The following is a 25,491-nucleotide window of genomic DNA, read 5'->3' on the forward strand; positions in this document are numbered from 1 at the left end:
TGGTTATTGGGGATTATCAGCATGTGGGAATTGGTTAAAGCTGGGGGCTGGTTGATGCTGCCCCTTATTTTGTGTTCTATTTTTACGGTTGCGATTAGTATTGAGCGTTTTGTTCGGCTTAAACGATCCTTAGTTTTGCCTAATGCATTGATGTCTTCAAGTTCTCATTCGGTTGATCAGGTGATTGATCAACTGGAACAAAATGAACCCTTACAAAAAAGTCCTTTGGGCCGTATTTTAAAAGCAGGTATGGATAATCAGGCGTTGGGTGAACAATTTGCTAAAGCGCAAATGGAAGTAACAGCGTCTCAAGAAATTGGTTATTTGGAACGTAATATTAACTTTTTGGGAACCATGAGTGCAGTTGCACCACTGTTGGGGCTTCTAGGAACTGTAATTGGAATCATCGAATCTTTTCTGGTAATTGATATTGGATCGAGTAGTAGTCCAACCTTAATGATTCCTGGTATTTCCAAAGCCTTGATAACCACAGCTATAGGAATGTTGATAGCGATTCCAGCCTTGATCGCTTATCGTTATTTTCAACGTTTGGTACATGAATATATTGCAGAGCTTGAGCAACAGGCTACTCTTTTTCATGCCGCACTTTTTTTCAAGACACAACCACAAAATACATTTGAGCAACGCCGTGTAGGTTAGGGTGAACACTATGAAATTCAAACGCCCGCAAGTTGAAGATATTCATATTAACCTAACCCCGATGATTGATTGTCTATTATTTATTCTTGTGTTTCTGTTGCTTTCTACGACATTTGCACAAAATAGTCGTATTAATCTGACATTACCTGATGCGCAAGGTGTTCCACCAAAACAATACGATCAAAAGGTTGAGGTCATGGTAGACTCTACCGGACATTACATGGTGAATGGTCAAGCTATTTCTAGTCAAAGTAGTTCTGATTTAAGTAGTGCGATTAAACAGGTTGCACATGACCGTCGCGATTTAATGTTTGTGATTGCTGCTGATGCGAAAGCAACGCATCAGGATGTGATTCGCGTGATGGATGTGGCAGGGCAGCTTGGTTTTGTTAACATTAACATTAGTACAAAAGTTCCTTCCAGAGGTTTTACTGAGTGAATCAAGATTTTAAGGTTTATCTTCGTCTTCTATCCTATTTAAAACCCTATTGGGGTATCGCATTATTAGTATTGCTTGGTTTTGGTATAAATGCAGCAACTGAGGTTTCCGTTGCCAAGTTATTAAAATATATTATCGATGCAATTCAGGAAAGTAGTCGATCAAATCTTGATTGGTTCCCCGCGCTGATTGTATTACTCGTTTTCTTTCGTGGTCTTGGCCTGTTTATGGGCAGTTATTTTACTGCTGTCATCTCACGGAGTTTGATCTTTAGTATCCGTCAGGATGTCTATGCAAAGTTACTATGTTTACCCTCGCAATATTATCTGGATAACTCCTCTGGGCATATTACTGCCAAGATTATGTATAACGTCGAGCAATTAACAGCAGCCTCCTCAGAATCATTAACAACTATTGTAAAAGAAGGCTTTATTACGATTGGTTTACTGGGCTACCTTTTTTATTCCAACTGGCGTTTGACTTTGTGTATTTTAATCTTTATGCCTTTAATTGGTCTGCTGGTACGAAAAGCTTCGAAACGTATGCGCAAACTTTCCATACAAGTGCAAAATACCATGGGAGATGTGAACCATGTGGTGCAGGAAAGTATCAATGGAAATTCTGTCGTTAAAACCTTTAATGGTGAGACCTCTGAGCAACTACGTTTTTATAAGTCTTCTCAGGAAAACTTAAAACGTGGTTTGAAAATGGTGGTTGTACAGAATATGAACTCGCCGCTAGTTCAACTGGTGATGGCATTTGCCTTGAGTTTGATCGTCTGGTTGGCATTACGGCCACAAATTTTGGGAAATACCACTGCGGGTGAGTTTGTTGCTTATATCACTGCTGCAGGTTTATTGGCAAAGCCTGTAAAAAACTTGACCGATGTCAATGAAAAATTGCAACGTGGTATTGCTGCTGCCTATTCTGTTTTTGAGTTGTTGGACCTACCTGAAGAAAAAAATACAGGGACATTAAAACCTGAATTGAAGGGCAATATCCGTTTTGAGCACGTTGAACTTGTGTATAAATCGGATGTTCATGCCATACAGGACTTTACTTTAAATATTAAATCAGGCGAAACCATCGCTTTAGTTGGGCGCTCAGGAGCAGGGAAAAGTTCTTTAGTGAATTTGCTGGTTCGTTTTCAGGAAGTTAGCCGCGGTCAGATTTATCTAGATGATCTTCGTATAGAAGATATAGACTTGGCGACTTTGCGCCGTCAAGTGGCTATGGTCAATCAGCAAGTGGTGTTATTTAATCGTTCTGTGCGCGAAAATATTGCTTATGGGCAACTTGAAGGTGCAAGTGAAGATGCGATTATTGCTGCGGCAAAAGCAGCGTATGCACACGATTTCATTATGAATCTGCCACAGGGATATGAGACTGTTCTAGGTGCTCAGGGCTTGAATTTGTCTGGTGGCCAACGCCAACGTATCGCCATTGCTCGAGCAATTTTAAAAGATGCACCAATTTTAATTCTTGATGAAGCGACAAGTGCGCTGGATAATGAATCTGAACATTTCATTCAAAAAGCCTTTGATCAAGCCATGCAACAAGACCGTACAACGATCGTAATTGCCCATCGTTTATCGACAATTGAAAATGCAGATCGAATTGTAGTGATGGATAAAGGTCGAATTGTGGAGCAGGGTACACATTCAGAATTACTTGTTAAACAAGGTGCTTACTATCAATTACATCAACGTAATTTTGAGGAATAAGCGGCATGTCTTTTGCCCAAATTATTCAGGATGCTTGGAATAAACAGGCGAAATGGCTGATTTTATTACGACCATTATCTTGTTTATATGGGCTAGGAGCAAGTTTAAATCACCAACTTTACCAGATGGGAGTTAAATCGGTTTATACGGCTCCTGTCCCTGTGATGGTGATTGGAAATATTACGGTGGGTGGTAGTGGTAAAACACCTTTATTAATTCAGCTCATTAAATTTCTGACTCAGCGGCAGGTTAAAGTCGGTGTGATTAGTCGTGGTTATGGTAGCCAGGGGCCATTTCCTGCAATGGCGAATTTAGATTCCAGGCCTGAACAAGTTGGCGATGAACCCTGTTTGATTGTGCAATCTACGGGGGTGCCGATGGCGGTTGGTCCAGACCGTAAGGCAGCCATAGAGTTACTTTTAAGTCAACATGAGCTTGATCTCATTATCAGTGACGACGGTTTGCAGCACTGGGCGCTAGCTCGACAAATTGAATGGATTGTACTGGACTTAAATCGTGGTTTAGGTAATGAAAAACTTTTACCTGAAGGATATTTGCGTGAATCTAAATCTCGTTTAGAAACGGGAACCGTTATTGAACATGGTTTACAGCCGCATTCAACATTAAATATGCATCTGCAGGCGGGTCAACCGTATCTATTGAATCCATCAGAAAATATCTCAACATTGTTTAATCAACAAGATGAATTTTATGCAGTTGTGGGTATCGGATTTCCACAACGTTTTTATAAAACGCTTGAGTCCATTGGCATTAAAGAGTTTCAGTGTCATGAATTTCCAGACCATCATGATTATGAAATTGCAGACTTGCAGTTCGATGATCAAAATCCCATTATTACCACCGAAAAAGATGCAGTAAAAATTTTACCTCTACTTAAACAATATCCGGATTTTTCGGTTGAAATTTGGGTGGTGCCTGTAGAGGCTATTCTCTCTGAAGACTGCTATCAGTTACTTGAAACTCAATTAAAGCAATTGGGTGTTTCTTTGTCTCAGGAAATTTAAATGAAACATATTGTCATTCCTGCTCGTTTTGCTAGTTCACGGTTACCAGGAAAACCACTTTTACAGATTCATGGTCGTGCGATGATTTTGCGTGTTGTTGATCAGGCAAAAAAAGTACAGGGTTTTGATGATTTGTGCGTTGCAACAGATGATGAGAGTATTGCTAATATCTGTCGCGCGGAAAATATTGATGTAGTCATGACCAGTGCTGAACATCCTTCTGGTACGGATCGTCTAAGTGAAGTCGCACGGGTTAAAGGTTGGGCAAGCGACGATATTATTGTCAATGTACAGGGGGATGAACCTTTATTGCCAGCTAAATTAGTGCAACAGGTGAGTCAACTATTGGTTGCAAAACCAAATTGTTCTATGTCGACCTTATGCGAGCCTATTCATCTTTTAGAGGAATTTCAGCGTAATAGTATTGTCAAAGTAGTAATGTCTAAACAAAACGAAGCACTATATTTTAGTCGCGCTACGATTCCGTATGATCGTGATGCTGTGCAACACAATACCCAACAGTTACACGCGCATGCTTATCGTCATTTGGGTTTATATGGCTATCGAGTGAGTTTGTTGCAGGAATATGTGAAATGGGAGCAGGGAACATTGGAAAAGCTTGAAAGTCTTGAACAGTTGCGTGTTCTTGAAAATGGTCACCGTATTGCCATTGCCATTGCGGAAGCCAATCTGCCTCCAGGTGTGGATACGCTTGCCGATTTGGAGCGATTAAACGCTTTACCTGTTTCAAGTTTTCAGTAATTTAGGATAATTTGATGCAAACAGTTTACCCGTGGCAACAAAACATTTGGGAAACGCTGACAAGCCGTTTCCCCGAAGTCGGTCACGGACTCTTATTCTATGGAAAAAATGGTTGTGGAAAACATGAATTTGCACAACATTTTTTGGCATGGGTATTATGTTCTAATAAACAGGCACAAGCAGCTTGTGGCGAATGCATGAGTTGTCAGTGGTTAAAATCTGATACACATCCAAATTATGTGCATATTACGACAGACGAAGAAAATAAAAAACAAAATGCCAAGATAAAAATCGAAAAAATACGAGATTTATTACCATTTGTGCAACAAACTGTTGATGGTTGGCGCGTGATTGTGATTGAGCCTGCTGAAGCCTTGAATATGGCATCGTCGAATGCATTATTAAAAACATTGGAAGAACCTGGCGATCGTATAATTTTAATTTTATTGGCAGATCATTACCTTAAATTACCTGCCACGATCCGCAGTCGTTTACAACATTTTGCTCTTGATCGTGTTTCACCAGAACAGTCGCAGCACTATATTCAAACTGAGCAACCTGAGCTTTCAGAAAGCCAAGTTAATTTATTATTGAATCTGTCTGGTGCAATGCCCTTGAGCGCTTTGCAATTGGCTCAAAGTGAATGGCTGAACAAACGTGCGGATTTTTTGATGGATTGGACGAACTTAGTCACACAAAAAAATAAACCTATGCTGCTTGCAACAAAATGGTCAAAAGAGATGGGCTTTAATGATTTTATTCCCATGGTGGAATACTTGTTGGGTGATCTAATTTGTGTCAAGCTAAATCAGTCACTCAAAAATATTGACCTGTCTTTCGATCAAATCGTTCAAGCTTATACACTTGAGCAATTGTTTGAAATTTATACACAAATACAACATGCCAAGCAATTGGTTGAGCAAAACGTACAAACCAATCTGATCTTGGATCAACTTTTTATAAAACTAATGAACGTTGAATAGGGGAAATAAAATGGAACCACGTATGATGGGCGGTATTATTCAGTTAAATATTCCTGATCGTGCAACTCTACAGGCCAGTTACATGAGCTTTGTACAGGGTGGTGGTTTATTTATTCCTTCTAAACAGACCGTAAAGTTGGGTGAGGAGGTGTTTGTACTTGCCACCTTGCCTGAACAGTCACAAAAGATACCTTTAACTGGAAAAGTGATCTGGATATCACGTAAACAAACGGGTGTTAAACCGCATGGCTTTGCGATTCAACTCAGCGGCGAAAAGGGAGTGTACTACAAAAATGAGGCCGAAAAGCTTCTGGCGGGTAGTGCTTCTGATCGTCCTAATTTCACCATGTAAAAATAGGAAAGCTCTGTGTTTGTAGATACTCATTGTCATCTCACGATGTTGGATTTGACTCCCTATGAGGGAGATCTGGATCAGGCTTTGGCGCAGGCACGTCAGGCAGGAGTATCCAAGTTTATGAGTATTTCTGTTGATCTGGATGATCATTTGCAACTTGCTCAAATTGCTGCCCGACATGACGATGTTGGGTATAGTGTTGGCGTTCATCCCTGTGAAGATGCTGCAACTATGGCGCGAGCGACCACTGAATTTCTGGTTGAGTTGGCGCAAAATGATAAAGTTTGGGCATTAGGTGAGACTGGACTGGATTATTATCACAGTACTGAATTTGTGGAAGAACAAAAGCAATGTTTTGCCCGACATATTGCTGCATCCAAAATTGTAAAAAAACCAGTCGTGGTGCATACCCGTTCGGCTAAACACGATACGATTGATATTATTCGCGCTGAACAATCTACTCATGGCATTTTGCATTGCTTTACTGAAGATTGGGATACAGCAAAAGCAGCGTTGGATTGTGGTTATTACATTTCTTTTTCGGGCATTCTCTCTTTTAAAAATGCGCAGGATTTACGAGATGTTGCCAAACAGGTTCCCTTAGATCGTGTCTTAATTGAAACGGATAGTCCCTATCTTGCGCCTGTACCTTATCGTGGTAAATCAAATGAACCAAAATATGTGCCCTTTGTAGCCAAAGCTTTAAGTGATGTATATGATAAGTCTGTAGAAGAAATGGCAGATATTACTCGCCAAAACTTTGAAAATCTTCTCAATATGAAATAGTTGAATCTAACAAAAGCTAAAGTAAGAGAGTTATCGCGTGAAGATGGATCGTCAGGCTCAGTTTCGAGCAAGAGAAGTATTGATATTTCAGGTTGCAGAACAACTCCTATTGGAAAATGGCGAAGCAGGAATGACACTGGATGCCTTGGCTGCAGAGCTTGATCTGGCTAAAGGCACCCTCTATAAACATTTTCAAAGCAAAGACGAGTTGTATATATTGCTAATTATTCGCAATGAAAAAATGCTGCTCGAAATGGTTCAGGATACACAAAAAACTTTTCAGGAACATTTGGCTTTTTTTATGTTGCATCATTTACATCATCCTGAACGTACGGTCATGTTTCACCAGATCGAGGAACGTTTATCTACAACAGGGCAAGGAATTCAGCAACTTTTCCAAGAGCTTTATCAGATTCGTAAAAAACGACTGCGTATTATTATTGGTATGACGGATAATTATCTTGAATCTATTCATAGTCTGATGACCACACGTGATTACCTAGCTGGGATTTGGTCGCTTACTCACGGTGCAGCAGCTATTTTAAATTCAAGTTTTTATCAGCGCTATCTTGGATCGCGAGATACTTTGCGTATTGCCTATATTGATCAGGCTTTGGCCATGCCTAAATATGCCCAAGAACAATATGCCTAATCATCGCTGTTCAGGATTTACACTGATTGAATTGATGGTGGTGATCGTCATCGTTGGAATTTTGGCTTCACTTATTTTATTAAATATCAGTGGTGTAGATCAGCGTAAAGCCATGCAGGCGCGAGAAGTTTTTATTCTGGATTTAAAGAAAATTAATAAAGAATCAACTGATCAATCGCGTATTTTTGCCTTATCCACTCATAATGCGACAGATGTTGCGCCTTTTAATTATGAGTTAATAGAATATCAGGATCAAAGCGATCAAACGATTATTCAGGAAGATAAAAAATGGCAAAAATATCCAGAATTCCCTGTTAGGATTTTGCCAGAACGCGTTGCTTTTAGTATTGAATCGGTCGATCAAAACTATCAAAATGCTACCAAACAAGATCTTATCAATAATCAGGCACCAAAACTCATTTGGCTAGGAAATGGTGAGGTAAAGCCAGTACAAATCCAGTTTTATTTTGAACAAAACCCAGTTGGCGATCCAATTGAGGTTGATCATCTGGGTAATATTAATGAAAATTAAACCACCCGATTTTGGATTCTGGTCTTGCCTAGTTGCAAAACGAAGCTTTGCTTATGCTCAAACTTTAAACAATGTTTTCAGCTTTGTGCTAAGACCGAGCATTACTCGATTTAACCCTCACAACTTAAAGCATAATTTTTCGTATTGCGCTCGGACAAAGCTGCACTTTGTTAATCCTCGCTCAGGATTTACATTGTTAGAGGTGATGGTGGCTTTGGCTATTTTTGCCGCAGCAGCAATTGCCTTGACTAAAGTAGGCATGCAATATACTCAATCCACAGCAAATGCTATTTTAAGAACGAAAGCCCAGTTTGTTGCTATGAATGAAGCAGCTCAAATGGAAATTAATAAGCAATGGTTGACGGGAACCGAGTCTAAACAAATCACCTCGCAGGGTGAGACGTGGCAAATTGATAAACGATCTGAATCGACAATTAGCCCTAATGTGCAACGGGTTGAGATACAAGTCAGTTTATTCAACAATGAGCAAGGCAAAGTTGAATCTGGCATTACGAATGTTGTGTTTTTTAATTATCCCCAACAAGTAAAAACGCAATGAAAAATCAAAAAAATAAGCAGGATGTATTTTATTCTAAGAAAGGGAAGCCAGTTTCTAACGCCATCTGTCAGCCTTTTAATGAAACTTCTTTATTCAATTTGAACACTGCTCGAATTAAACCTCGTCACTCGAAGCATCATTATTCAGGATTTACATTAATTGAATTGCTTGTAGCCATAGCAATATTTGCAGTATTGTCTGCATTGGGGTGGAAAGTCTTTGATTATCTTCTAAAAACCAAAGAGCGAAATACTCAGCATGAAGCGCAACTATTCATTTTACAAGATGGTTATCAGCAACTTTTAAGAGATAGTCTGCAGATTATTCCAGTCACGGCGAATATGGGCGGGCAACTGCGACCTGCATTATCACTGAATAATAATGTACTGCAGTTTAGCAAAGCTGGGGTTACTGATCCACTAGGACAAGGGGTATCGCCTTATGAGCGAATCGAGTATCGTTATGATGCCGCACAAAAAGTGGTATATCGATTAAAATATTCAGATTTGAATCTTCCTAACAGCGCTCAGCCGCAATCGAGTATCTTGCTAAAAAATGTTGAGCAGTTTCAAGTGAATGTATTAAACCCTCAAGCGGTGAATCAATGGCCAGATGCGAGTTTTGATCCGAATCAAACTGCCAGTTTAAAACTTCTACCAGCAGGTTTAAAAATCAATCTAACCATTGCGGGGACTGAATATGAGTGGATTTACAGTTTATTGGATAGCAAACCGCTTGCTTTAAATCAGCAACAGGGTGGTGTATCGGGAAATAATAATTCAACCAATAATTCTAATAACAGCTCCACTCACTCGGCGGGTCAAAATTAATAATCATGATGGGAAATAAAATAAAGAAACAAAAAGGCATTGCGTTGATCACTATTCTTGTCATGGTGGCATTGGCCACAATTTTGGCAGCAACCATTGCAAAACGACAAAGTAATACGGCTGAAAATACAGCGTATTTGATCCGACAAGATCAATCTTTATTGTATGCCAAAAGTGCTGAAGCATTCTTTTCAGAACTGCTGGTACAAGATGCGCAAGATAGTGCCCAAGCTGATCATATGGGCGAAACATGGGCAAAACCAATGCCAGCTTTTCCTGTCGAAGATGGCTACGTTTCAGGTTATTTACAGGATGAGTCTGGCAAATTTAATCTTAATAATTTGGTTAAAGCAGATGGAACACCTGACGATAATGTCCGCCAATGGTTTGAAAAACTACTAGTAAGAGTAGGACTGCCAGCAGAATTGAGTCAGGCTGTGATTGACTGGCAAGATCCAGATGACCAAACCACCGGCGCAATGGGGGCAGAAAGTTCTTATTATCAAGGTTTGCAACGACCTTATCTTGCAGCAAATGCTAAGTTTAATAGTATTGACGAATTAAAAATGGTACGTGGTTTTGAAGGAAAAAATTTTGATTTGATCAAGCCCTATATTAGTGCATTACCCTCTGCTCAAGCCACTAAAATTAATATCAATACGGCGCCAGCATTGGTTTTAGCAAGTATTGATGAAAAACTGGATCAAAATGCGATTGATGATCAACTCAAAGCAAAATTTGCCAAAATGGAATATTTTAATACTGTAAATGATCTTTGGTCGCTGGATGCTTTTAAAAATATCGATCCAGAAAATAAACAAAGGGTATTGTCTTTACTTGATGTGAAATCCAATTTTTTTCAGGCGCGTATTGAAGTGATGCTCAGTGAACGTAAACGTCAGTTTAGCAGTAGTTTAATGCGAAAAGATAAACAGGTATTTGTATACTCACGAAGCTTAGCTCCTTTTTAAAAGCCAGCTTTAAGGATTTAATGCTGAAAAATTAGCCCAAAAATAAGGCTCCTGATACTTTTTGACTATTGCTATTAACGTTAAAATAAATGTAAAGCTCACAATTTTCCTTTATAATTAGAATCTATTGATCATTATTTTTATTTGGCGCATGTTAATCCGAAAGTTATTTAAGTTTGAAAATGCTCATATTGTGCGAAATTGTACATCGGATCGCTGTAAACGTTCGATTCACGGTCATAGCTATAAAGTTGAGTTAATACTTAAAGCTTCTAAGCTTGATCATGGGCAAATGGTGTATGATTTTGGTCTGCTTAAAGGCATGATTAAAGAGTTGTTTGATAGTTTTGATCATGCGATTTGTTTCTGGCAGGACGATAGTCCTGAGTATATACAAGCATGTAAGACCTTTAGTGCACGTTGGGTGGCATTGCCTGTTTCGCCATCAGCAGAACAATTTTCACGTATTTTCTTTTATTTGGCGCAACAAGTTCTAAAATCAACTGAAACTCAGAATGGAGAGGGAGATGTTGAGGTTTACTCTGTAATTGTGCATGAAACAGATACAGGTTATGCACAAAGCTTTCTGGAAGATATTGAAAATGCCCAAATGGGTAAGCTTGATTTGGACAGTATCGAATTTTCAGAACAAGTGCGATCAGAATGGTCTGATCCAGAGATGTATGAACAATTAAAACGTGGTTTTACGTTTCAAAACCCAAAAGTAGAATTACAAGTTACAATTTAAGTAGCTAAAGATTAAAAAGGTAATCGATTGTTTTCAGGATGGAATAATGCAATTAACTGAGCAACAGCAGGATAAACTGGGTAAGGTTCAGTTAGAACAAAGTTGGAAATATTCACTGGCGGATTTTTTGTTAAGCCCGCTTATGGATCAACTGCGTAATTTTCTCATGCAAGAAAAGCAGGATCAAAAAATTGTTTATCCACCGAGTAAGCAGATTTTTAATGCGCTGAATACTACACCGTTAGATCAGGTAAAGGTCGTGATTTTGGGTCAGGATCCTTATCATGGACCTAATCAGGCCAATGGATTAAGTTTTTCTGTTCAACGTGGCATTGCTTTACCTCCATCTTTGCGTAATATTTTTCATGAGTTGCAGACAGATTTAGGTGTGCCTATGTCAAATCATGGTGATCTGACCAAGTGGGCAAATCAAGGTGTTTTGCTTTTAAACAGTGTGCTTACTGTTGAAGCTGGACAACCCACATCGCATCAGAAACGTGGTTGGGAAGAGTTTACGGATCATGTTATTGATGTATTAAATGAGCGGCGGGAGCATGTGGTTTTCATTTTATGGGGAGCTTATGCACAACGTAAAGGACAACGTATTGATCGACAAAAACATCTAGTGCTCACCGCAGCACATCCATCGCCACTCGCAGCAAATCGTGGCGGTTTTTTTGGTTGTAAAGTCTTTTCTAAGACGAATAATTATTTGAAACAAAATGGCATTGAGCCTATAGATTGGCAGTTGGACGCATGACAAATTCTCCCGATGTAACCCGTTATCACCCAGATCTTATTGTTGAAGAGGCAAAAAATGGTTGGCGAATTGTTCGCCTGAATCGCCCAAAATCTTTACATGCTTTAGATGAGTCGATTGCGACTGCCTTGTTGCATGTGTTTGAAGATTTTCACAAGGACGACCAAGTTAAGGCAATTTGGCTTGATTCTACTACTCCTAAAGCATTTTGTGCGGGTGGAGATGTTCGTAAACTTCGCCAATTGGTCATAAATAATGAGGTCGAAACAGCCAATCAGTTTTTTGAGCAGGAATACGCATTAGACTTATTACTTCATAACTATGCCAAACCTGTTATTGTTTGGGGTGAAGGTTATGTAATGGGTGGTGGCTTAGGTTTGTTTATGGCAGCCCCATTTCGTTTGGTGACACCATATTCGCGTTTAGCAATGCCAGAAATTAATATTGGTTTGTATCCCGATGTAGGTGCAAGTCGTTTTCTAGCAGATCGTGGCCCAATTGGTTTATTTACAGGGCTGACAGGTTCAATCATGACGGCGGCTGGTGCTTATAGTATTGGTTGGGCAACCCATATTTGTGATGCACAACGTGATAACGTACTTAAAAAAGTGATTGAGATTGACTGGAGTCATTATCCAGCAGGTGACTTTAGAGCTATTGATGATACCTTGAATAGTCTGCATCGGCCTGTTGCAGCGGGTCCATTACAAAATTCACTAGATGTGATCCACAGTGTCTGTCGTGGAGTAAGTTTTGAGCAAGACTATCAGGCGATTATTGGTTTGAATGAAGCCCGTAGTGATTGGTTGCGCCAAGCCAGTGAAAACCTGCAAAAAGGTTCTCCAAGTACTGCAGCAATTACCTGGCTGCTATGGCAGTGGGGTAAACAAGTTCATGCTTGGGATGAAGTTTTTAAGCTTGAAGCACAAATTTCCGACTGGAAAATTCGCCATCCTGATTTTGTGGAAGGGGTTCGTGCGCGTCTCGTAGATAAAGATTTATCACCTGCATGGAAAGACACTCAGGATTTCACTTTGAAAGGTATTTTAGGTGATCATCCGCCTGTGACCAATATTGAAAGTTGGAACCAATTACTTAAACATTATGGTGTAATCAGCTAAAACTATGTCTGAACAGGTTTATTCTGATGAATACTGGATGCAGCTTGCTTTTGAGCAGGCTGCATTCGCAGCATCGGAAGGAGAAATTCCCGTTGGCGCAATTATTGTCAGTCAAAATAAAGTAATAGGTACAGGGTATAATGCCCCCATTTCTTTAAATGATCCCACTGCACATGCTGAGATTCGAGCCATACGTATGGCGTGTGAATCTATTCACAATTATCGTTTACCTGCTGATGCAACTTTATATGTTACGCTCGAACCATGCACCATGTGTGTCGGCGCATTAATACATTCACGCATCTATCGCGTAGTTTTTGCAACAAAAGAGCCAAAGGCTGGATCTTTAATAAGTGCGCGTCAACTATTGGATTCAGGTTATTATAATCATAAATTTGTGGTGGATTATGGTTGTATGCAACAACAATGCTCGGAGCAACTGAGTCTTTTTTTTAAACAACGCAGAGAACAAAAGCGTAGCGCACGTATTCTCAGTTTCAATCACATAGAACATAATCCAAAATAAATTTTATTTGCTTAATTGACAAAAAACATTCATTAACTATCTCTTGATTCCTGCGATCCGTTTAGATAGTGTGCTTTGACAATATAAATTGTCATTGCCATCTTGAGGGATATTATGAATAGCATCACGATAAAAAAAGAATTCAATGCACCGATTGAACAGGTTTTTGATCTTTTGTCAAAACACGCCACTTATAATCAAGCTTTTGCACCAATTCAGGTGGTGAGAGTCAAAGATTCGGCCGACCCCCAACGTCCTGATGGTCTTGGTTCAGTGCGCCGTATGGGATTTGGTCCATTTAAACCATTAAAAGAAGAAATTACGCTGCTTGAAGAAAATAAACGTATCGAATATAAACTAATCGACAATCCTTTGATCAAACATCATATCGGTCGAATTGATTTTCAAGAAGTTGCGCCAAATAAAACATTCGTGACTTATACCATCGAATTAACCGCAAAAATTCCATTCGTGAGCAAATTAATTCTTGCACAACTTAAAGCAGCCATTACACTAGGCTTTTCAAAATTAGCAAAATCGATCGCTTAGTAGGATTTTAATGGCAGTTCATATTATTACAATCGACGGGCCAAGTGGATCAGGTAAAGGTACACTCGCTGCAAAACTGGCACAACATTATGGTTTTCATCTGCTAGATTCAGGTGCTTTATATCGATTGCTTGGGCTGTCTTTACATCAAAAAAATTTACTGGATGCCTTAGTTACACGCTTAAATGAATGTGTAGAGATAGCAACGCATCTCAATATTAAATTTGAAACAAAAGATGATGGAACCGCTATTATTCTGGATGGTGAGGATGTTACTCAAACCATCCGTACTGAACGTGTAGGTGAGTTTGCGTCACAGGTTGCGGCAGTGCCTGAGCTACGCAAAGCCTTATTTGATCGGCAGCGTGCGTTTATTCAGACACCAGGGTTGGTTGCTGACGGCCGTGATATGGCAACGTCTATTTTTCCTGAAGCGCAGGCCAAAATCTATTTGACTGCTTCTGCTGAGTCGCGCGCAGAGCGTCGAGTAAAGCAGTTGCAGGGGATGGGGCTAGATGTTAAAATAAGCGACATTTTGGCTAATATACAGTCGCGTGATCAACGTGATATGCAGCGAACAGTTGCGCCATTACGTCCAGCTGAAGATGCTTATCAGATTGATAGTTCAAATTTGGATATCGATCAAGTATTTCAGTTAATGACGAATTACATTGATCAACGTATAAAAGCCTAACCGATTTATTTAATCAGTTAAAGCATAGCTAGATCAGTTTATTACGGACTATGTAGAGACTTAACTAAACCGGCCTTGTCTGATCCAAGACCGCTGACTTTATCAGGTATATCATGACCGAATCTTTTGCAGCCCTCTTTGAAGAAAGTGAATTAAACCTCAACGTTGAAAAGGGTGCAGTCATCCAAGGTGTTGTTGTTAGCATCGATAGTGACTGGGTAACTGTTGACACTGGCCTTAAATCTGAAGGCGTAGTTGACCGTGCTGAATTTTTAAATGAACAACGTGAACTTGAAGTTCAAGTTGGTGATACTGTTGATGTCGTTGTAGAAGCGCTTGACAACGGTATGGGTCAAACTGTTTTATCACGTGAAAAAGCAAAACGTGCTGAAACTTGGACTAAACTTGAAAAAATCTTTGAAGATGGCGAAATCGTTACTGGTGTTATTTCTGGTAAAGTTAAAGGCGGTTTCACTGTTGACATCGGTCCAGTTCGTGCGTTTCTACCAGGTTCACTTGTAGATACTCGTCCGATTCGTGATACAACTCACCTTGAAGGTAAAGAGTTAGAGTTCAAAGTTATCAAACTTGATGCTAAACGTAACAACGTTGTTGTATCTCGTCGTGCTGTTATGGAAGCTGAGTCTTCTGCTGACCGTGAAGCGCTTCTTGCTCAGCTTGAAGAAGGTCAAACAGTTACAGGTACAATCAAGAACCTTACTGATTACGGTGCATTCGTTGACCTTGGTGGTATCGATGGTCTTCTTCACATTACAGATATGGCTTGGAAACGCATCAAGCATCCATCTGAAGTGGTTGAAGTTGGTCAAGAAGTTACTGTTAAAGTACTTAAGTTTGACCGTGAGCGTAACCGTGTTTCTCTAGGTCTTAAACAACTTGGTGAAGATCCATGGTTAGCGATCATGAACCGTTACCCTAAAGGTTCTATCGTTAAAGCACGTGTAACTAATTTAACGGACTACGGTTGTTTCGCTGAAATCGCTGAAGGCGTTGAAGGTCTTGTTCACGTTTCTGAAATGGATCACACTAACAAAAACATCCACCCATCTAAAGTTGTTCAGATTGGTGATGAAGTTGATGTTATGGTTCTTGAAGTTGATGAAGAACGTCGTCGTATTTCTCTTGGTATCAAACAAACTCGTGCTAACCCATGGGAAGAGTTTGCTAAAGCGCACGAGAAAGGCGAAAAAGTTTCTGGTACGATCAAGTCAATCACTGATTTCGGTATTTTCATCGGTTTACCAGGCGGTATCGACGGTCTAGTACACTTGTCTGATATTTCTTGGAACGAACAAGGTGAAGATGCAATTCGTCGTTACAAGAAAGGTGATACTGTTGAAGCGGTTATCTTATCTGTAGACGCTGAAGGCAACCGTATCAGTCTTGGTATCAAACAATTAAATAGCGATCCATTCAATGACTTCTTGGCAGCGAATGAGCGTGGTGCATTGGTTAAAGGTACTGTAACTGCTGTTGACGCGAAAGGCGCAACTGTTAAGTTGGCTGACGAAGTTGAAGCAACGTTGAAAGCATCTGAAATCAACCGCGATCGCGTTGAAGATGCGACTAAGTTCCTAGAAGTTGGTCAAGAAGTTGAAGCGAAAATCATCAACGTTGATCGTAAGTCTCGCTCTATCAACTTGTCTATCAAAGCGAAAGACGAAGCTGAAGAGAAAGAAGCTGTTGCGAATCTTCGTACTACAACAACTTCAACTTCTCAAGACAACGGTCCTAAGACGATTGGTGACTTGATCAAAGCACAAATGAAGTAATTTTAAATAAAAATTACGGTTAGTGTAACTAATTCGTACTTTTTATACGATTTACTGTAAACGGTAGCGTAGTATTGGTGTACTGCGCTACCGTTTTGTATTTAAACAGGTTATTATAAAAGTCATTGAAAACGAGTAAGAAATAAAGAGGTCATCAATGACGACTGAAGCACTTAATAAATCTGACTTAATTGAGCGTATTGCTTTAAAGAATCCTCATTTGGCAGAACCCTTGGTAGAAGAAGCTGTAAAGATCATGATTGATCAAATGATCGAAGCTTTATCGACTGATAATCGTATCGAAATTCGTGGTTTTGGTAGTTTTGCATTGCATCACCGTGACCCTCGTGTAGGACGTAATCCTAAAACGGGCAGATCTGTAGAAGTTGCTGCAAAAGCTGTACCTCACTTTAAACCAGGTAAGGCACTTCGTGATGCTGTAAATGAAGTTGTTGCAAAATAACAATTAAGAAAATTTGAGGTGATTATGCGTTATATTCTTATCGCATTACTTGTTGTTTTGTTTGGTTATTCTTTGGCATTGGTTTTGCAAAATCCAACAGAATTACCGGTCGATTTATTATTTACTCAAGTTCCAGCCATGCGTCTGGGATTATTGTTGCTGATTACTGTAGTTTTAGGTGTTGTAATTGGCCTATTGCTTGGCGTATTAGTATTTAAAGTGATTCAAAAGGGTTGGGAAATTAAGCGTCTTAGGAAAGATATTGATTATCTTCGTAAAGAACAGATTCAAATGGCGCAAGTCGCTGCTGCACAAGTTGCTGCCAATACCAAACATGAAAAAACAGTATTGGATGTTAATACTAACAATGAAAATAAAAGCCCATTATAATATGGGCTTTATTTTTACTGGAAGAAAAGTCTCTTGAGTATCATTGTTGCCCTGGATGCCAAAAGCCAAAAAGACGCCCTTGCAATTGTTGATCAACTTGATCCAGCTTTGTGTCGTGTGAAAGTTGGTAAAGAGCTTTTTACTCATGATGGTCCACAAACGGTCAGAATTTTGCAAGATCGTGGGTTTGAACTATTTCTAGATCTTAAATTCCATGATATCCCTAATACGACTGCACAAGCAGTTTGCGCTGCGGCTGATCTTGGTGTATGGATGGTCAATGTGCATGCTTCTGGTGGTCGTAAGATGATGGAAACTTGTGTAGAGCGTTTAAAAGCAGGGAATTATCAAACACAACTGATTGCCGTCACTGTCCTAACCTCAATGGAAAGAGAGGATTTACGTGATATTGGTTTGGATATTGAACCTTTTGAACAGGTAAAGCGTTTAGCACAATTGACGAAAAATAGTGGTTTGGATGGGGTGGTATGTTCTGCTCAAGAGGCCAAAATGTTACGTCAATTATTGGGTTCAGAATTTTCTTTAGTGACGCCGGGTATTCGTCCTGAGGGTTCAAGTGCAGATGATCAAAAACGAATTGTGACACCAAAACAAGCGATGTTGGATGGGGCTACTCATTTGGTCATTGGTCGGCCTATTACTAAAGCTGAAAACCCAAATGAAATGTTAAAAAGTATTTTGGCTTCTTTGGCTTAAATCATTAAAAAGAAACTGATGAGGAGTGGGGCCAGTAAACTCAGGATGATTCCACTCATCATCGCGTGTGGTACATAATGTGTGCCACACGATTGTTTCACCATTGCGAGTGTTACATCCATAGACGTTGCACCTGCGCTTGAAATTGCAGAGCGTGGAAAACGCCAGCCCAAACAATACATTAAAAGAATCGCAAAAATTTCTCTAAATAAATCAGTTAATAAGGCAATTCCACCAAGTTCTGTTGAATGAAGTTTAGTAAATAAGATACCTGACATAGAATACCAGCCATAGCCTTGCGATAAAGCAATGACTTCATTCAAAGTATAGCCCGTTAATAGCGCGAAACAGAAAATTGCTGCAATAAGCGAACCCAATATGGCAGCAACAGGTACAATCAGAATTTTCCAGCTGACCCATGAACGATCAAAATGAGTATAGGCAAGTTCAATGCCGATAAATCCAATAAAAATTAAAAGTAAATACCAACTATTGAAAGTGACATTGATTTGAAAGTGATGAACAATAAATCCTAACATGGCGCCAAAACCAAGTGCAATAAAGGCATAACTTATATTTTTAAGTGCATTTAGAAATAAATGTAGAGAAATATTGCCTTGAACACTGTCTTTATCCAAGAATTTGTAGGCAACTAAACACACAAAGAAGGACGTAATTGAGGTGGAAAATGCGATTAAAAGTGCCGTAGGCAAAATTCGGTCTGGATGTTCAAGGTGTACTAACGCTTGTGCGAATTCAAAAGCAACAGCAATTAAAAGTAAATAGGAAAAATAGGGCAGTGTTTTAAATATAAATTGGCGAACTGATAAATTTAACTTTGGGGCAATGAAATAACCTAAGCTAATAGCAATAAAAATTTGGAAAATTAGAACAAGGGATTGCATAAAATAAGTAGATTGGATTCAACCTACTTATTATGAAGATAAAAGATTAGGCAGCAAGCCGTTTTTTATCTTTTGTGTTGCTTTGTCCTAGAAACACATAGTCAGAAGGATTAACTTTGCGGGTCTCTAACCAATATTTCCAAGTATAAGTTGGCCATAAAGCGAAGTTTTTACCGTCGGCAGCCTGATACCAACTAGCACATCCACCGGCTTGCCAAACTGTGCCTTCTAGTTTTTGCTGTACTTCGGCATTGTACTGATCCTGTACTTCAGTTTTAACTTCGGCAGCCAGAGTCTGGGTTTTATCCACCAATTGAATCATTTGAAGAATATAATTCACTTGTGATTCAATCATAAAAATAACGGAGTTATGTCCTAAAACTGTATTTGGGCCAAGTAATTGAAATAGATTTGGAAAACCTTTGGTACTCATCCCATAGTAACTTTCAGGTGCATCTTTCCACACTTGTTTGAGCTCTTGTTTGTTCGTTCCGATACAGTCAAAGTGTTTCAAGTAAATACGAGGATCAGTAATAAAGCCTGTGCCGTAAATGAGGCAATCAATTTTGCGTTCCTGACCATCTTTGGTCTTGATACCATTTTCGGTTAACTCTGAAATGCCATTTGTAATTAATTCTACGTTTTTACGGTTAAACGTTGGAAAATACTTATTAGAAATTAATATTCGTTTACAGCCCATCACATAATCAGGTGTAAGTTTCTTTGCGATGTTTTTGTCTTTGACTTGAAATCGAATAAAACTCTCCGCCAATTTTTGGCCGTATTTCATTATTTGGGGTTGCACAATGGGTACTACACGGGATTCATTGCTCCAATACAATCGTGCACGATGAATCTTGCGAAATATATCAGACTGTTTAAATAATAATTTACTTAAACCTGAGTAGGGACGTTCATCACGTGGAATCACCCAAGCTGCCGTGCGTTGAAACACATAGAGTTGTTTTACTTGTTTGGCAATTTCAGGAATGTATTGAATGGCACTCCCACCTGTACCAATTGAGGCGATATTTTTGTCGGTTAAATCATATTGATGATCCCAATGCGATGAATGAAACACTTTGCCCTTAAAGTTTTCAATGCCTTTTATATGAGGGATCTGTGGAACATGTAAGGGTCCAGAAGCAAAAATTACAAATTGTGCTTCAAGGGGAGCATGTTCTTTAAAAGAAAGGGTCCAGACAAAACGGTGTTCATCGTACACAGCGCGTGTGACTTCATGTCCAAATTGGCAATATTTTTTAAGTTGAAATTGCTCAGTAATATCCTGAATATAGGAAAAAATTTCACCGGCTTCGGCATAGCGTTTTGACCAGTCTGTTTTAGGTGCAAATGAGAGAGAATACATATGTGATTGTACGTCACAGGCTGCACCTGGATATTGGTTTTCACGCCAGGTTCCTCCCACATCACTGGCTTTTTCTAAAATAACAAAATCATGGATATTATGTTGGAGCAAGCGAATAGCCATCGCTAAGCCACCAAATCCAGCACCAATAATTGCTATTTTAGTTTTTTGAATCGCATTTATTGTTGACTCATGCATGATCTTTATCCTGTGTTTAAACAATGAACATAAGATTAATCAATTTTTATTCAAGCAAACATGATTGCAACGACATAAAAATTGATAGAATCGGCAATTAATTTTTAAACAGCTTTGTAGTACAAAAACGAAGTAATGGAAAAACAGACGGAATAATGAAGCGATCAATACTTGGACTCATGTATTTAATACAAGGAATGCGTAATTCTGGTATTGATGTGGATACACGCCTAGCCAATATTGGGATACGAGTGGATGCATTAAATCCTAACTCTATCATTCATGATAGTCTGGAGTGGGATATTCAGCATATTATCAGTAAGGATGTACCTTCTGAGCAGGGTTTATATATCGGACAGCATTACGCACTAGCGGGTTATGGTCCGTTGTTGATGTTATTGGTCACTGCCGATACCATTTGTAATGCGATATATAAAGGTATTCAATATCAAAGTCTCACGCATTTGTTTGGCAAATTAAGTTTGACTCAGCAGGATGGTTACGCTTCTTTAATTTATTCTCCTATTGATTTAAATACAGAAATGGGATTATTAAGAGCGCAGTGTGAAATATCAGGAACCTATAAATTTATTTTAGATATTTATAGAATGATGGGATTGGATGCTCCTGAAATTCGAGTGGATTTGCCATTTCCCCAACCACAAAATTTAAATATGCTAGCGCAGTATCAGCATTATTATGGCAATAATTTGCATTTTAATGCAGATCATGCAGTTTTTAGTTTGAATGAAACGGTTTTAGATGTAAAAATCCCATCTGCGGATTTAATCACACATCGTGTATATGAAGTAAAATGTCTGGATGAAATTAAGCGTTTAAATGATGAACAAACGCAGGAATCTGATCTAGTGCAACGAGTACATGATTATCTTGAACTACAACAGGGCGTTATTCCTACCATGGCGGAAACTGCAATTGCATTACATATTCCAGAACGGACCCTGAGACATCAATTGCAACAACTGAATACGAGTTATAAACAAATTCGTGAGCAGTTAATTAAAAATAAGGCCTTAAAGCTTATGGAATATAAGGAATATTCAATTGAAGTCATTGCAGAATTACTCGGTTACTCAGAGCCTGCTGCATTTAATCACGCATTCAAACGCTGGTTTGGGCAAAGTCCAAGACAGTATGGAAAATAGCTGAGATTGCTATAGCCTAAAGTTTTACTTTAAATCATCCAATGTTCGATATACTTTTCTCACAATACTGAAAGCACTTAAATAATATGGCAAACTTTAACTCTCCTCACGGTACAGCATTTACTCCCTTATCTCCGGCAGAGCGTTATGCACAAGCGTTATCTTCAGGACAATTTATGCCAGACGAAGCTCAGGCACTGGCTGTACATGAGTTAGAACGAGTTTGGCAGGATTTAATTAGCCGCTATAAAGCGTCTAAAAAAGCATTTCGTCGTTTTCGTCGCCAAACTGCACCACGTGGCGTCTATATGTGGGGAGGTGTAGGGCGTGGTAAAACATGGTTAATGGATCAATTTTTTGATTCGGTTCCCTTTCGCCGTAAAACTCGTATGCACTTTCACCATTTCATGCAGCATGTGCATCGTGAGCTAAACCGCTTATCTGGGCAGCGTAATCCACTAGATTTAGTTGCTGATCAAATTTATAAAGATGCGGTCGTTATCTGCTTTGATGAGTTTTTTGTTTCCAACGTCACGGATGCGATGATTTTAAGTGACTTATTCCAAAAGTTGTTTGCACGTGGCATTACCTTAATTGCAACTTCTAATATTGCACCCGATGGCTTATACAAAAACGGTATCCACCGTGATCGTTTCTTACCCGCGATTGAACTGGTGAAAAAGAATTGTATGGTTTTGAATGTGGATGCAGGCGTAGATTATCGTTTACGTGTATTGAAACAAGCGCAATTATTTAAGCATCCACTGACAGACGATACCAAAATCTGGATGGCACAGCGTTTCAAAGCAATTACTCAGACACAAAGTTATTCTGATGAATCTATTACCATTAACAATCGTGTAGTAGAGACTTTAGGGCATACCGAAGACGTATTATGGTGTGAGTTTTCAGAATTGTGCTTTAAACCACGTAGTCCTGCTGACTTTATTGAAATTGCAAACTTATACAATACAGTGTTGGTGAGTAATGTACCGCATTTAACGGATACTTTATCTGAAGGAGTTCGTCGTTTTATTTATTTAGTCGATGAGTTTTATGATCGTGGAGTGAAGCTGCTTCTAACATCACAGGATTCTATCATCGATTTGTATCAGGGTGAAAAGTTAGCTTTTGAAATAGAACGAACACGATCTCGGTTACTGGAGATGCAGTCTGATGAATATTTACATTCTGAGCATCGCCAAATTCATCAAACCTTAGAGAATAACTAACCTGAAGGCGTTCAAAATGAACGCCTTTTTATTTAGCTTAAAATCATTATAAAAAGAATGTACAAATTTCTTTGAGCCTATGCTTTCAATGCCATATTTTTTTGTTATAACTATGGTTCATTATGAAAAAGGAGTCGAATAGACTGGGCTGAACTTTAGTCTAATTTCGACATTTTTAAAATTTTATAAACTGTAATTGAGCACTCATATTGCTGAATCGGATGTTTAACCCTGTTAGAAAACTAAAAACGAGATAGTTTGTTTTTGAAATGCTTGTTATTTAGCAGCGTGATATTACTATTCAGCAAAGTATAAATCAGTATACTTGAAGCTCTTGTTATAAAAAGTAGCAACATCAGGAAAGACAATGACGGCACGTATTCAAAAAGGCAAGTTAGCGATTGCTAAAGAACTTTACGACTTTATCGAAAATGAAGCTTTACCCGTTTCAGGTTTAGATAGTGAAACTTACTGGAAAAACTTTGAGCAAGTCGTTGTTGATCTTAGTCCTAAAAACACGACGCTTTTAGCAAAGCGTGATGAGTTACAGGCTAAAATTGACGAGTGGCACCGTAATAATAAATTTGAATTAGAAGCTTACAAAGCTTTCCTTAAAGAAATTGGCTACTTATTACCAGAAGTAGAGGATTTCCAGATCACCACGGAAAATGTAGACGAAGAAATTGCATTACTTGCAGGCGCTCAATTGGTTGTGCCAGTGCGTAATGCACGTTATAGCCTAAATGCTGCCAATGCGCGTTGGGGTTCTTTGTATGATGCGCTTTATGGATTCGATGTGATTCCAGAAACGGATGGTGCAGAAAAAGGCAAGGGCTATAATCCTGTCCGCGGCGAAAAAGTAATTGCATTTGCTAAAAATTTCCTTGATCAAACATTCCCTCTAGTACAAGGCTCACATGCTGATGCAACCAAATATACGGTTGAAAATAAAGTGCTAGTTGTGACGCTAAAAGATGGCTCTCAAACTAAATTAAAACAAGAGTCGGCATTTGTGGGGTATAACGGTGAAGAAGCGCATCCTTCTGAAATCGTTTTATTGAATAATGGCTTACACGTTATTATTGAAATTGATGCAAATAGTCCGATTGGTAAAACAGATGCTGCTGGTGTCAAAGATTTAGTTCTTGAAGCTGCAGTGACGACGATTCAGGATTTGGAAGACTCTGTTGCGGCTGTAGATGCTGAAGAAAAAGTTGAAGGTTACCGCAACTGGTTAGGTCTCATGAAGGGGGATCTAACTGAATCTATTGAGAAAAATGGCAAAACGGTTACTCGTAAACTCAGCGAAGACCGAACTGTGAAAAACCTGATCGGCGGTACCACTACCTTACATGGTCGTTCACTGATGCTTCTTCGTAACGTGGGTCATTTGATGACAAATCCTGCGATTTTAGTGGATGGTAAAGAAATTTATGAAGGCATCATGGATGCTTTAGTAACACCTTTACTCTCGATTCCAGATATTCGTGGTGAAAATACATTAAAGAACTCACGTAAAGGCTCCATGTATATCGTGAAGCCAAAAATGCATGGTCCAGAAGAAGTTGCCTTTACGGTTGAACTTTTTGAACGTGTAGAGCAAGCACTTGGCTTACCCGCTAAATCGCTTAAAGTCGGTATCATGGATGAAGAGCGTCGTACTTCTGTTAACCTGAAAAATTGTATTGCTCAGGCGAAAGATCGTACTATCTTTATTAATACTGGCTTTATGGATCGTACAGGTGATGAAATTCATACCTTTATGGAAGCTGGCGCATTCGTTCGTAAAGGCGAAATTAAAGGCCAAAAATGGTTCCCTGCATACGAAAACCGTAATGTAATGATTGGTTTACAAACAGGTCTACGTGGTAAAGCACAAATCGGTAAAGGCATGTGGCCAAAACCAGATATGTTGCTTGATATGTACAAAACCAAAATTGAACATCCAGAAGCAGGCGCAAGCTGTGCATGGGTTCCATCTCCATCAGGTGCGGTTATTCACGCGATTCATTATCATCAATGCAATGTGTCTGAACGTCAAAAAGAGTTATTAAATGCTCAAGCTTTACCACTTGATGATTTGCTGACTCCGCCTTTGGCTGAAAATACAGATTGGACCGCAGACGAAATTACCAAAGAGCTTGAAAACAATTGCCAAGGTATTTTAGGTTACGTGGTTCGTTGGGTAGACTTAGGTGTGGGCTGTTCTAAAGTTCCAGATATTAATGACGTTGGATTGATGGAAGACCGTGCTACACTGCGTATTTCATCGCAACATGTTGCGAACTGGTTACGTCACGGTATTGTGACTAAAGAACAAGTGGAGGAAGTTTTGGAGCGTATGGCCAAAGTGGTTGATGGTCAAAATGCACATGATCCAGAATACACGCCAATGGCACCAAAGTTTGTTAATGACATTGCATTTAAAGCTGCTTCTGATCTCATCTTTAAAGGTGCGGAACAACCTTCTGGTTATACTGAGCCTTTGCTACACGCAGCTCGTTTAAAACTAAAAGGCTATACAGGTGATTAATCTGATCGCTTGAAACAAAAAACCGTTCAATATTGAACGGTTTTTTTAT

At 39.2% G+C, this 25,491-nt stretch carries 28 protein-coding genes; 26 read left to right on the forward strand and 2 right to left on the reverse strand.

Annotation, left to right across the window (positions count from 1 at the left end):
- Positions 1 to 21 precede the first annotated feature (21 nt).
- The 23 genes from IAE20_RS06500 (at position 22) to pyrF (ending at position 18,039) form a co-directional block, all read left to right on the forward strand.
- On the forward strand, positions 22 to 660 hold the full coding sequence (locus IAE20_RS06500) for a MotA/TolQ/ExbB proton channel family protein (RefSeq protein WP_200460019.1): 639 nt from the start codon (positions 22 to 24) through the stop codon (positions 658 to 660).
- 10 nt (positions 661 to 670) lie between these two features.
- Positions 671 to 1,099 carry an ExbD/TolR family protein gene (locus IAE20_RS06505; RefSeq protein ID WP_200460020.1) on the forward strand — a complete coding sequence of 143 codons (429 nt, stop codon included), beginning with the start codon at positions 671 to 673 and terminating at the stop codon, positions 1,097 to 1,099.
- Positions 1,096 to 2,823 carry a lipid A export permease/ATP-binding protein MsbA gene (msbA, locus tag IAE20_RS06510; RefSeq protein WP_200481724.1) on the forward strand — a complete coding sequence of 576 codons (1,728 nt, stop codon included), beginning with the start codon at positions 1,096 to 1,098 and terminating at the stop codon, positions 2,821 to 2,823. The genes IAE20_RS06505 and msbA overlap by 4 nt, the downstream gene beginning before the upstream one ends.
- A gap of 5 nt (positions 2,824 to 2,828) precedes the next feature.
- Positions 2,829 to 3,848, forward strand: a complete 1,020-nt coding sequence (gene lpxK, locus IAE20_RS06515; protein ID WP_200481723.1) for a tetraacyldisaccharide 4'-kinase — start codon at positions 2,829 to 2,831, stop codon at positions 3,846 to 3,848.
- Entirely contained in the window at positions 3,849 to 4,610 is a 762-nt protein-coding gene (gene kdsB, locus IAE20_RS06520; RefSeq protein WP_200481722.1) for a 3-deoxy-manno-octulosonate cytidylyltransferase, read from the forward strand.
- A gap of 14 nt (positions 4,611 to 4,624) precedes the next feature.
- Entirely contained in the window at positions 4,625 to 5,593 is a 969-nt protein-coding gene (locus tag IAE20_RS06525) for a DNA polymerase III subunit delta' (RefSeq protein ID WP_200481721.1), read from the forward strand.
- A 10-nt stretch (positions 5,594 to 5,603) separates the two neighbouring features.
- Positions 5,604 to 5,945, forward strand: a complete 342-nt coding sequence (locus IAE20_RS06530) for a PilZ domain-containing protein (protein WP_200460025.1) — start codon at positions 5,604 to 5,606, stop codon at positions 5,943 to 5,945.
- Between the two features lie 15 nt (positions 5,946 to 5,960).
- The gene (locus IAE20_RS06535) at positions 5,961 to 6,734 is read left to right on the forward strand and encodes a TatD family hydrolase (RefSeq protein ID WP_200460026.1); all 774 of its coding nucleotides are present in this window, start codon (positions 5,961 to 5,963) and stop codon (positions 6,732 to 6,734) included.
- Between the two features lie 43 nt (positions 6,735 to 6,777).
- Complete coding sequence (locus IAE20_RS06540) at positions 6,778 to 7,386, forward strand: TetR/AcrR family transcriptional regulator (protein ID WP_200481822.1); 609 nt, start codon at positions 6,778 to 6,780, stop codon at positions 7,384 to 7,386.
- Positions 7,379 to 7,918, forward strand: coding sequence for a type II secretion system protein (locus IAE20_RS06545; protein ID WP_200481720.1), 540 nt, complete (start codon positions 7,379 to 7,381; stop codon positions 7,916 to 7,918). The genes IAE20_RS06540 and IAE20_RS06545 overlap by 8 nt, the downstream gene beginning before the upstream one ends.
- Positions 7,919 to 8,078: 160 nt before the next feature.
- Complete coding sequence (gene gspI / locus IAE20_RS06550) at positions 8,079 to 8,477, forward strand: type II secretion system minor pseudopilin GspI (protein ID WP_227610883.1); 399 nt, start codon at positions 8,079 to 8,081, stop codon at positions 8,475 to 8,477.
- Complete coding sequence (locus tag IAE20_RS06555; RefSeq protein WP_200481718.1) at positions 8,474 to 9,307, forward strand: type II secretion system protein GspJ; 834 nt, start codon at positions 8,474 to 8,476, stop codon at positions 9,305 to 9,307. The genes gspI and IAE20_RS06555 overlap by 4 nt, the downstream gene beginning before the upstream one ends.
- A gap of 5 nt (positions 9,308 to 9,312) precedes the next feature.
- Positions 9,313 to 10,278 carry a type II secretion system minor pseudopilin GspK gene (gene gspK / locus IAE20_RS06560; RefSeq protein ID WP_200481717.1) on the forward strand — a complete coding sequence of 322 codons (966 nt, stop codon included), beginning with the start codon at positions 9,313 to 9,315 and terminating at the stop codon, positions 10,276 to 10,278.
- A 151-nt stretch (positions 10,279 to 10,429) separates the two neighbouring features.
- Positions 10,430 to 11,026, forward strand: coding sequence for a 6-pyruvoyl trahydropterin synthase family protein (locus IAE20_RS06565; protein ID WP_200460031.1), 597 nt, complete (start codon positions 10,430 to 10,432; stop codon positions 11,024 to 11,026).
- A gap of 46 nt (positions 11,027 to 11,072) precedes the next feature.
- Positions 11,073 to 11,786: a uracil-DNA glycosylase gene (gene ung / locus IAE20_RS06570; RefSeq protein ID WP_200481716.1), complete on the forward strand. Its 714-nt coding sequence runs from the start codon at positions 11,073 to 11,075 to the stop codon at positions 11,784 to 11,786.
- Complete coding sequence (locus tag IAE20_RS06575; protein ID WP_200460033.1) at positions 11,783 to 12,907, forward strand: enoyl-CoA hydratase/isomerase family protein; 1,125 nt, start codon at positions 11,783 to 11,785, stop codon at positions 12,905 to 12,907. Before ung ends, IAE20_RS06575 begins: the two co-directional genes overlap by 4 nt.
- Positions 12,908 to 12,911: 4 nt before the next feature.
- On the forward strand, positions 12,912 to 13,433 hold the full coding sequence (tadA, locus tag IAE20_RS06580) for a tRNA adenosine(34) deaminase TadA (RefSeq protein WP_200460034.1): 522 nt from the start codon (positions 12,912 to 12,914) through the stop codon (positions 13,431 to 13,433).
- A gap of 111 nt (positions 13,434 to 13,544) precedes the next feature.
- Entirely contained in the window at positions 13,545 to 13,982 is a 438-nt protein-coding gene (locus tag IAE20_RS06585; protein ID WP_200460279.1) for an SRPBCC family protein, read from the forward strand.
- Between the two features lie 10 nt (positions 13,983 to 13,992).
- On the forward strand, positions 13,993 to 14,676 hold the full coding sequence (cmk, locus tag IAE20_RS06590) for a (d)CMP kinase (protein ID WP_200460035.1): 684 nt from the start codon (positions 13,993 to 13,995) through the stop codon (positions 14,674 to 14,676).
- A 113-nt stretch (positions 14,677 to 14,789) separates the two neighbouring features.
- Complete coding sequence (gene rpsA / locus IAE20_RS06595) at positions 14,790 to 16,469, forward strand: 30S ribosomal protein S1 (RefSeq protein WP_200460036.1); 1,680 nt, start codon at positions 14,790 to 14,792, stop codon at positions 16,467 to 16,469.
- 157 nt (positions 16,470 to 16,626) lie between these two features.
- Positions 16,627 to 16,932 (forward strand): integration host factor subunit beta, encoded by a 306-nt coding sequence (locus IAE20_RS06600; RefSeq protein WP_200460037.1) that lies wholly within the window; start codon positions 16,627 to 16,629, stop codon positions 16,930 to 16,932.
- Between the two features lie 24 nt (positions 16,933 to 16,956).
- Positions 16,957 to 17,322, forward strand: a complete 366-nt coding sequence (locus IAE20_RS06605; RefSeq protein WP_200460038.1) for a lipopolysaccharide assembly protein LapA domain-containing protein — start codon at positions 16,957 to 16,959, stop codon at positions 17,320 to 17,322.
- A 33-nt stretch (positions 17,323 to 17,355) separates the two neighbouring features.
- Positions 17,356 to 18,039, forward strand: a complete 684-nt coding sequence (gene pyrF / locus IAE20_RS06610) for an orotidine-5'-phosphate decarboxylase (RefSeq protein WP_200460039.1) — start codon at positions 17,356 to 17,358, stop codon at positions 18,037 to 18,039.
- Here pyrF and IAE20_RS06615 read toward each other — a convergent pair.
- The gene (locus IAE20_RS06615; protein WP_200481715.1) at positions 18,036 to 18,944 is read right to left on the reverse strand and encodes a lysine exporter LysO family protein; all 909 of its coding nucleotides are present in this window, start codon (positions 18,942 to 18,944) and stop codon (positions 18,036 to 18,038) included. The genes pyrF and IAE20_RS06615 overlap by 4 nt on opposite strands.
- Positions 18,945 to 18,990: 46 nt before the next feature.
- On the reverse strand, positions 18,991 to 20,511 hold the full coding sequence (locus IAE20_RS06620; protein ID WP_200481714.1) for a flavin-containing monooxygenase: 1,521 nt from the start codon (positions 20,509 to 20,511) through the stop codon (positions 18,991 to 18,993).
- A gap of 155 nt (positions 20,512 to 20,666) precedes the next feature.
- Between IAE20_RS06620 and IAE20_RS06625 the strand changes: the two genes are divergently transcribed.
- The 3 genes from IAE20_RS06625 to IAE20_RS06635 all read left to right on the forward strand — a co-directional run bounded on the left by IAE20_RS06625 (position 20,667) and on the right by IAE20_RS06635 (position 25,442).
- The gene (locus IAE20_RS06625; protein ID WP_200481713.1) at positions 20,667 to 21,677 is read left to right on the forward strand and encodes a helix-turn-helix domain-containing protein; all 1,011 of its coding nucleotides are present in this window, start codon (positions 20,667 to 20,669) and stop codon (positions 21,675 to 21,677) included.
- Positions 21,678 to 21,763: 86 nt separating this feature from the next.
- Positions 21,764 to 22,909, forward strand: a complete 1,146-nt coding sequence (gene zapE, locus IAE20_RS06630; protein WP_200460043.1) for a cell division protein ZapE — start codon at positions 21,764 to 21,766, stop codon at positions 22,907 to 22,909.
- Between the two features lie 367 nt (positions 22,910 to 23,276).
- A complete protein-coding gene (locus IAE20_RS06635) occupies positions 23,277 to 25,442 on the forward strand; it encodes a malate synthase G (RefSeq protein ID WP_200481712.1) in 2,166 nt (721 codons plus the stop codon).
- Positions 25,443 to 25,491 lie beyond the last annotated feature (49 nt).

It is taken from the genome of Acinetobacter sp. S54 (assembly GCF_016624945.1).
In the GTDB taxonomy this organism is placed as follows: Bacteria; Pseudomonadota; Gammaproteobacteria; order Pseudomonadales; family Moraxellaceae; genus Acinetobacter.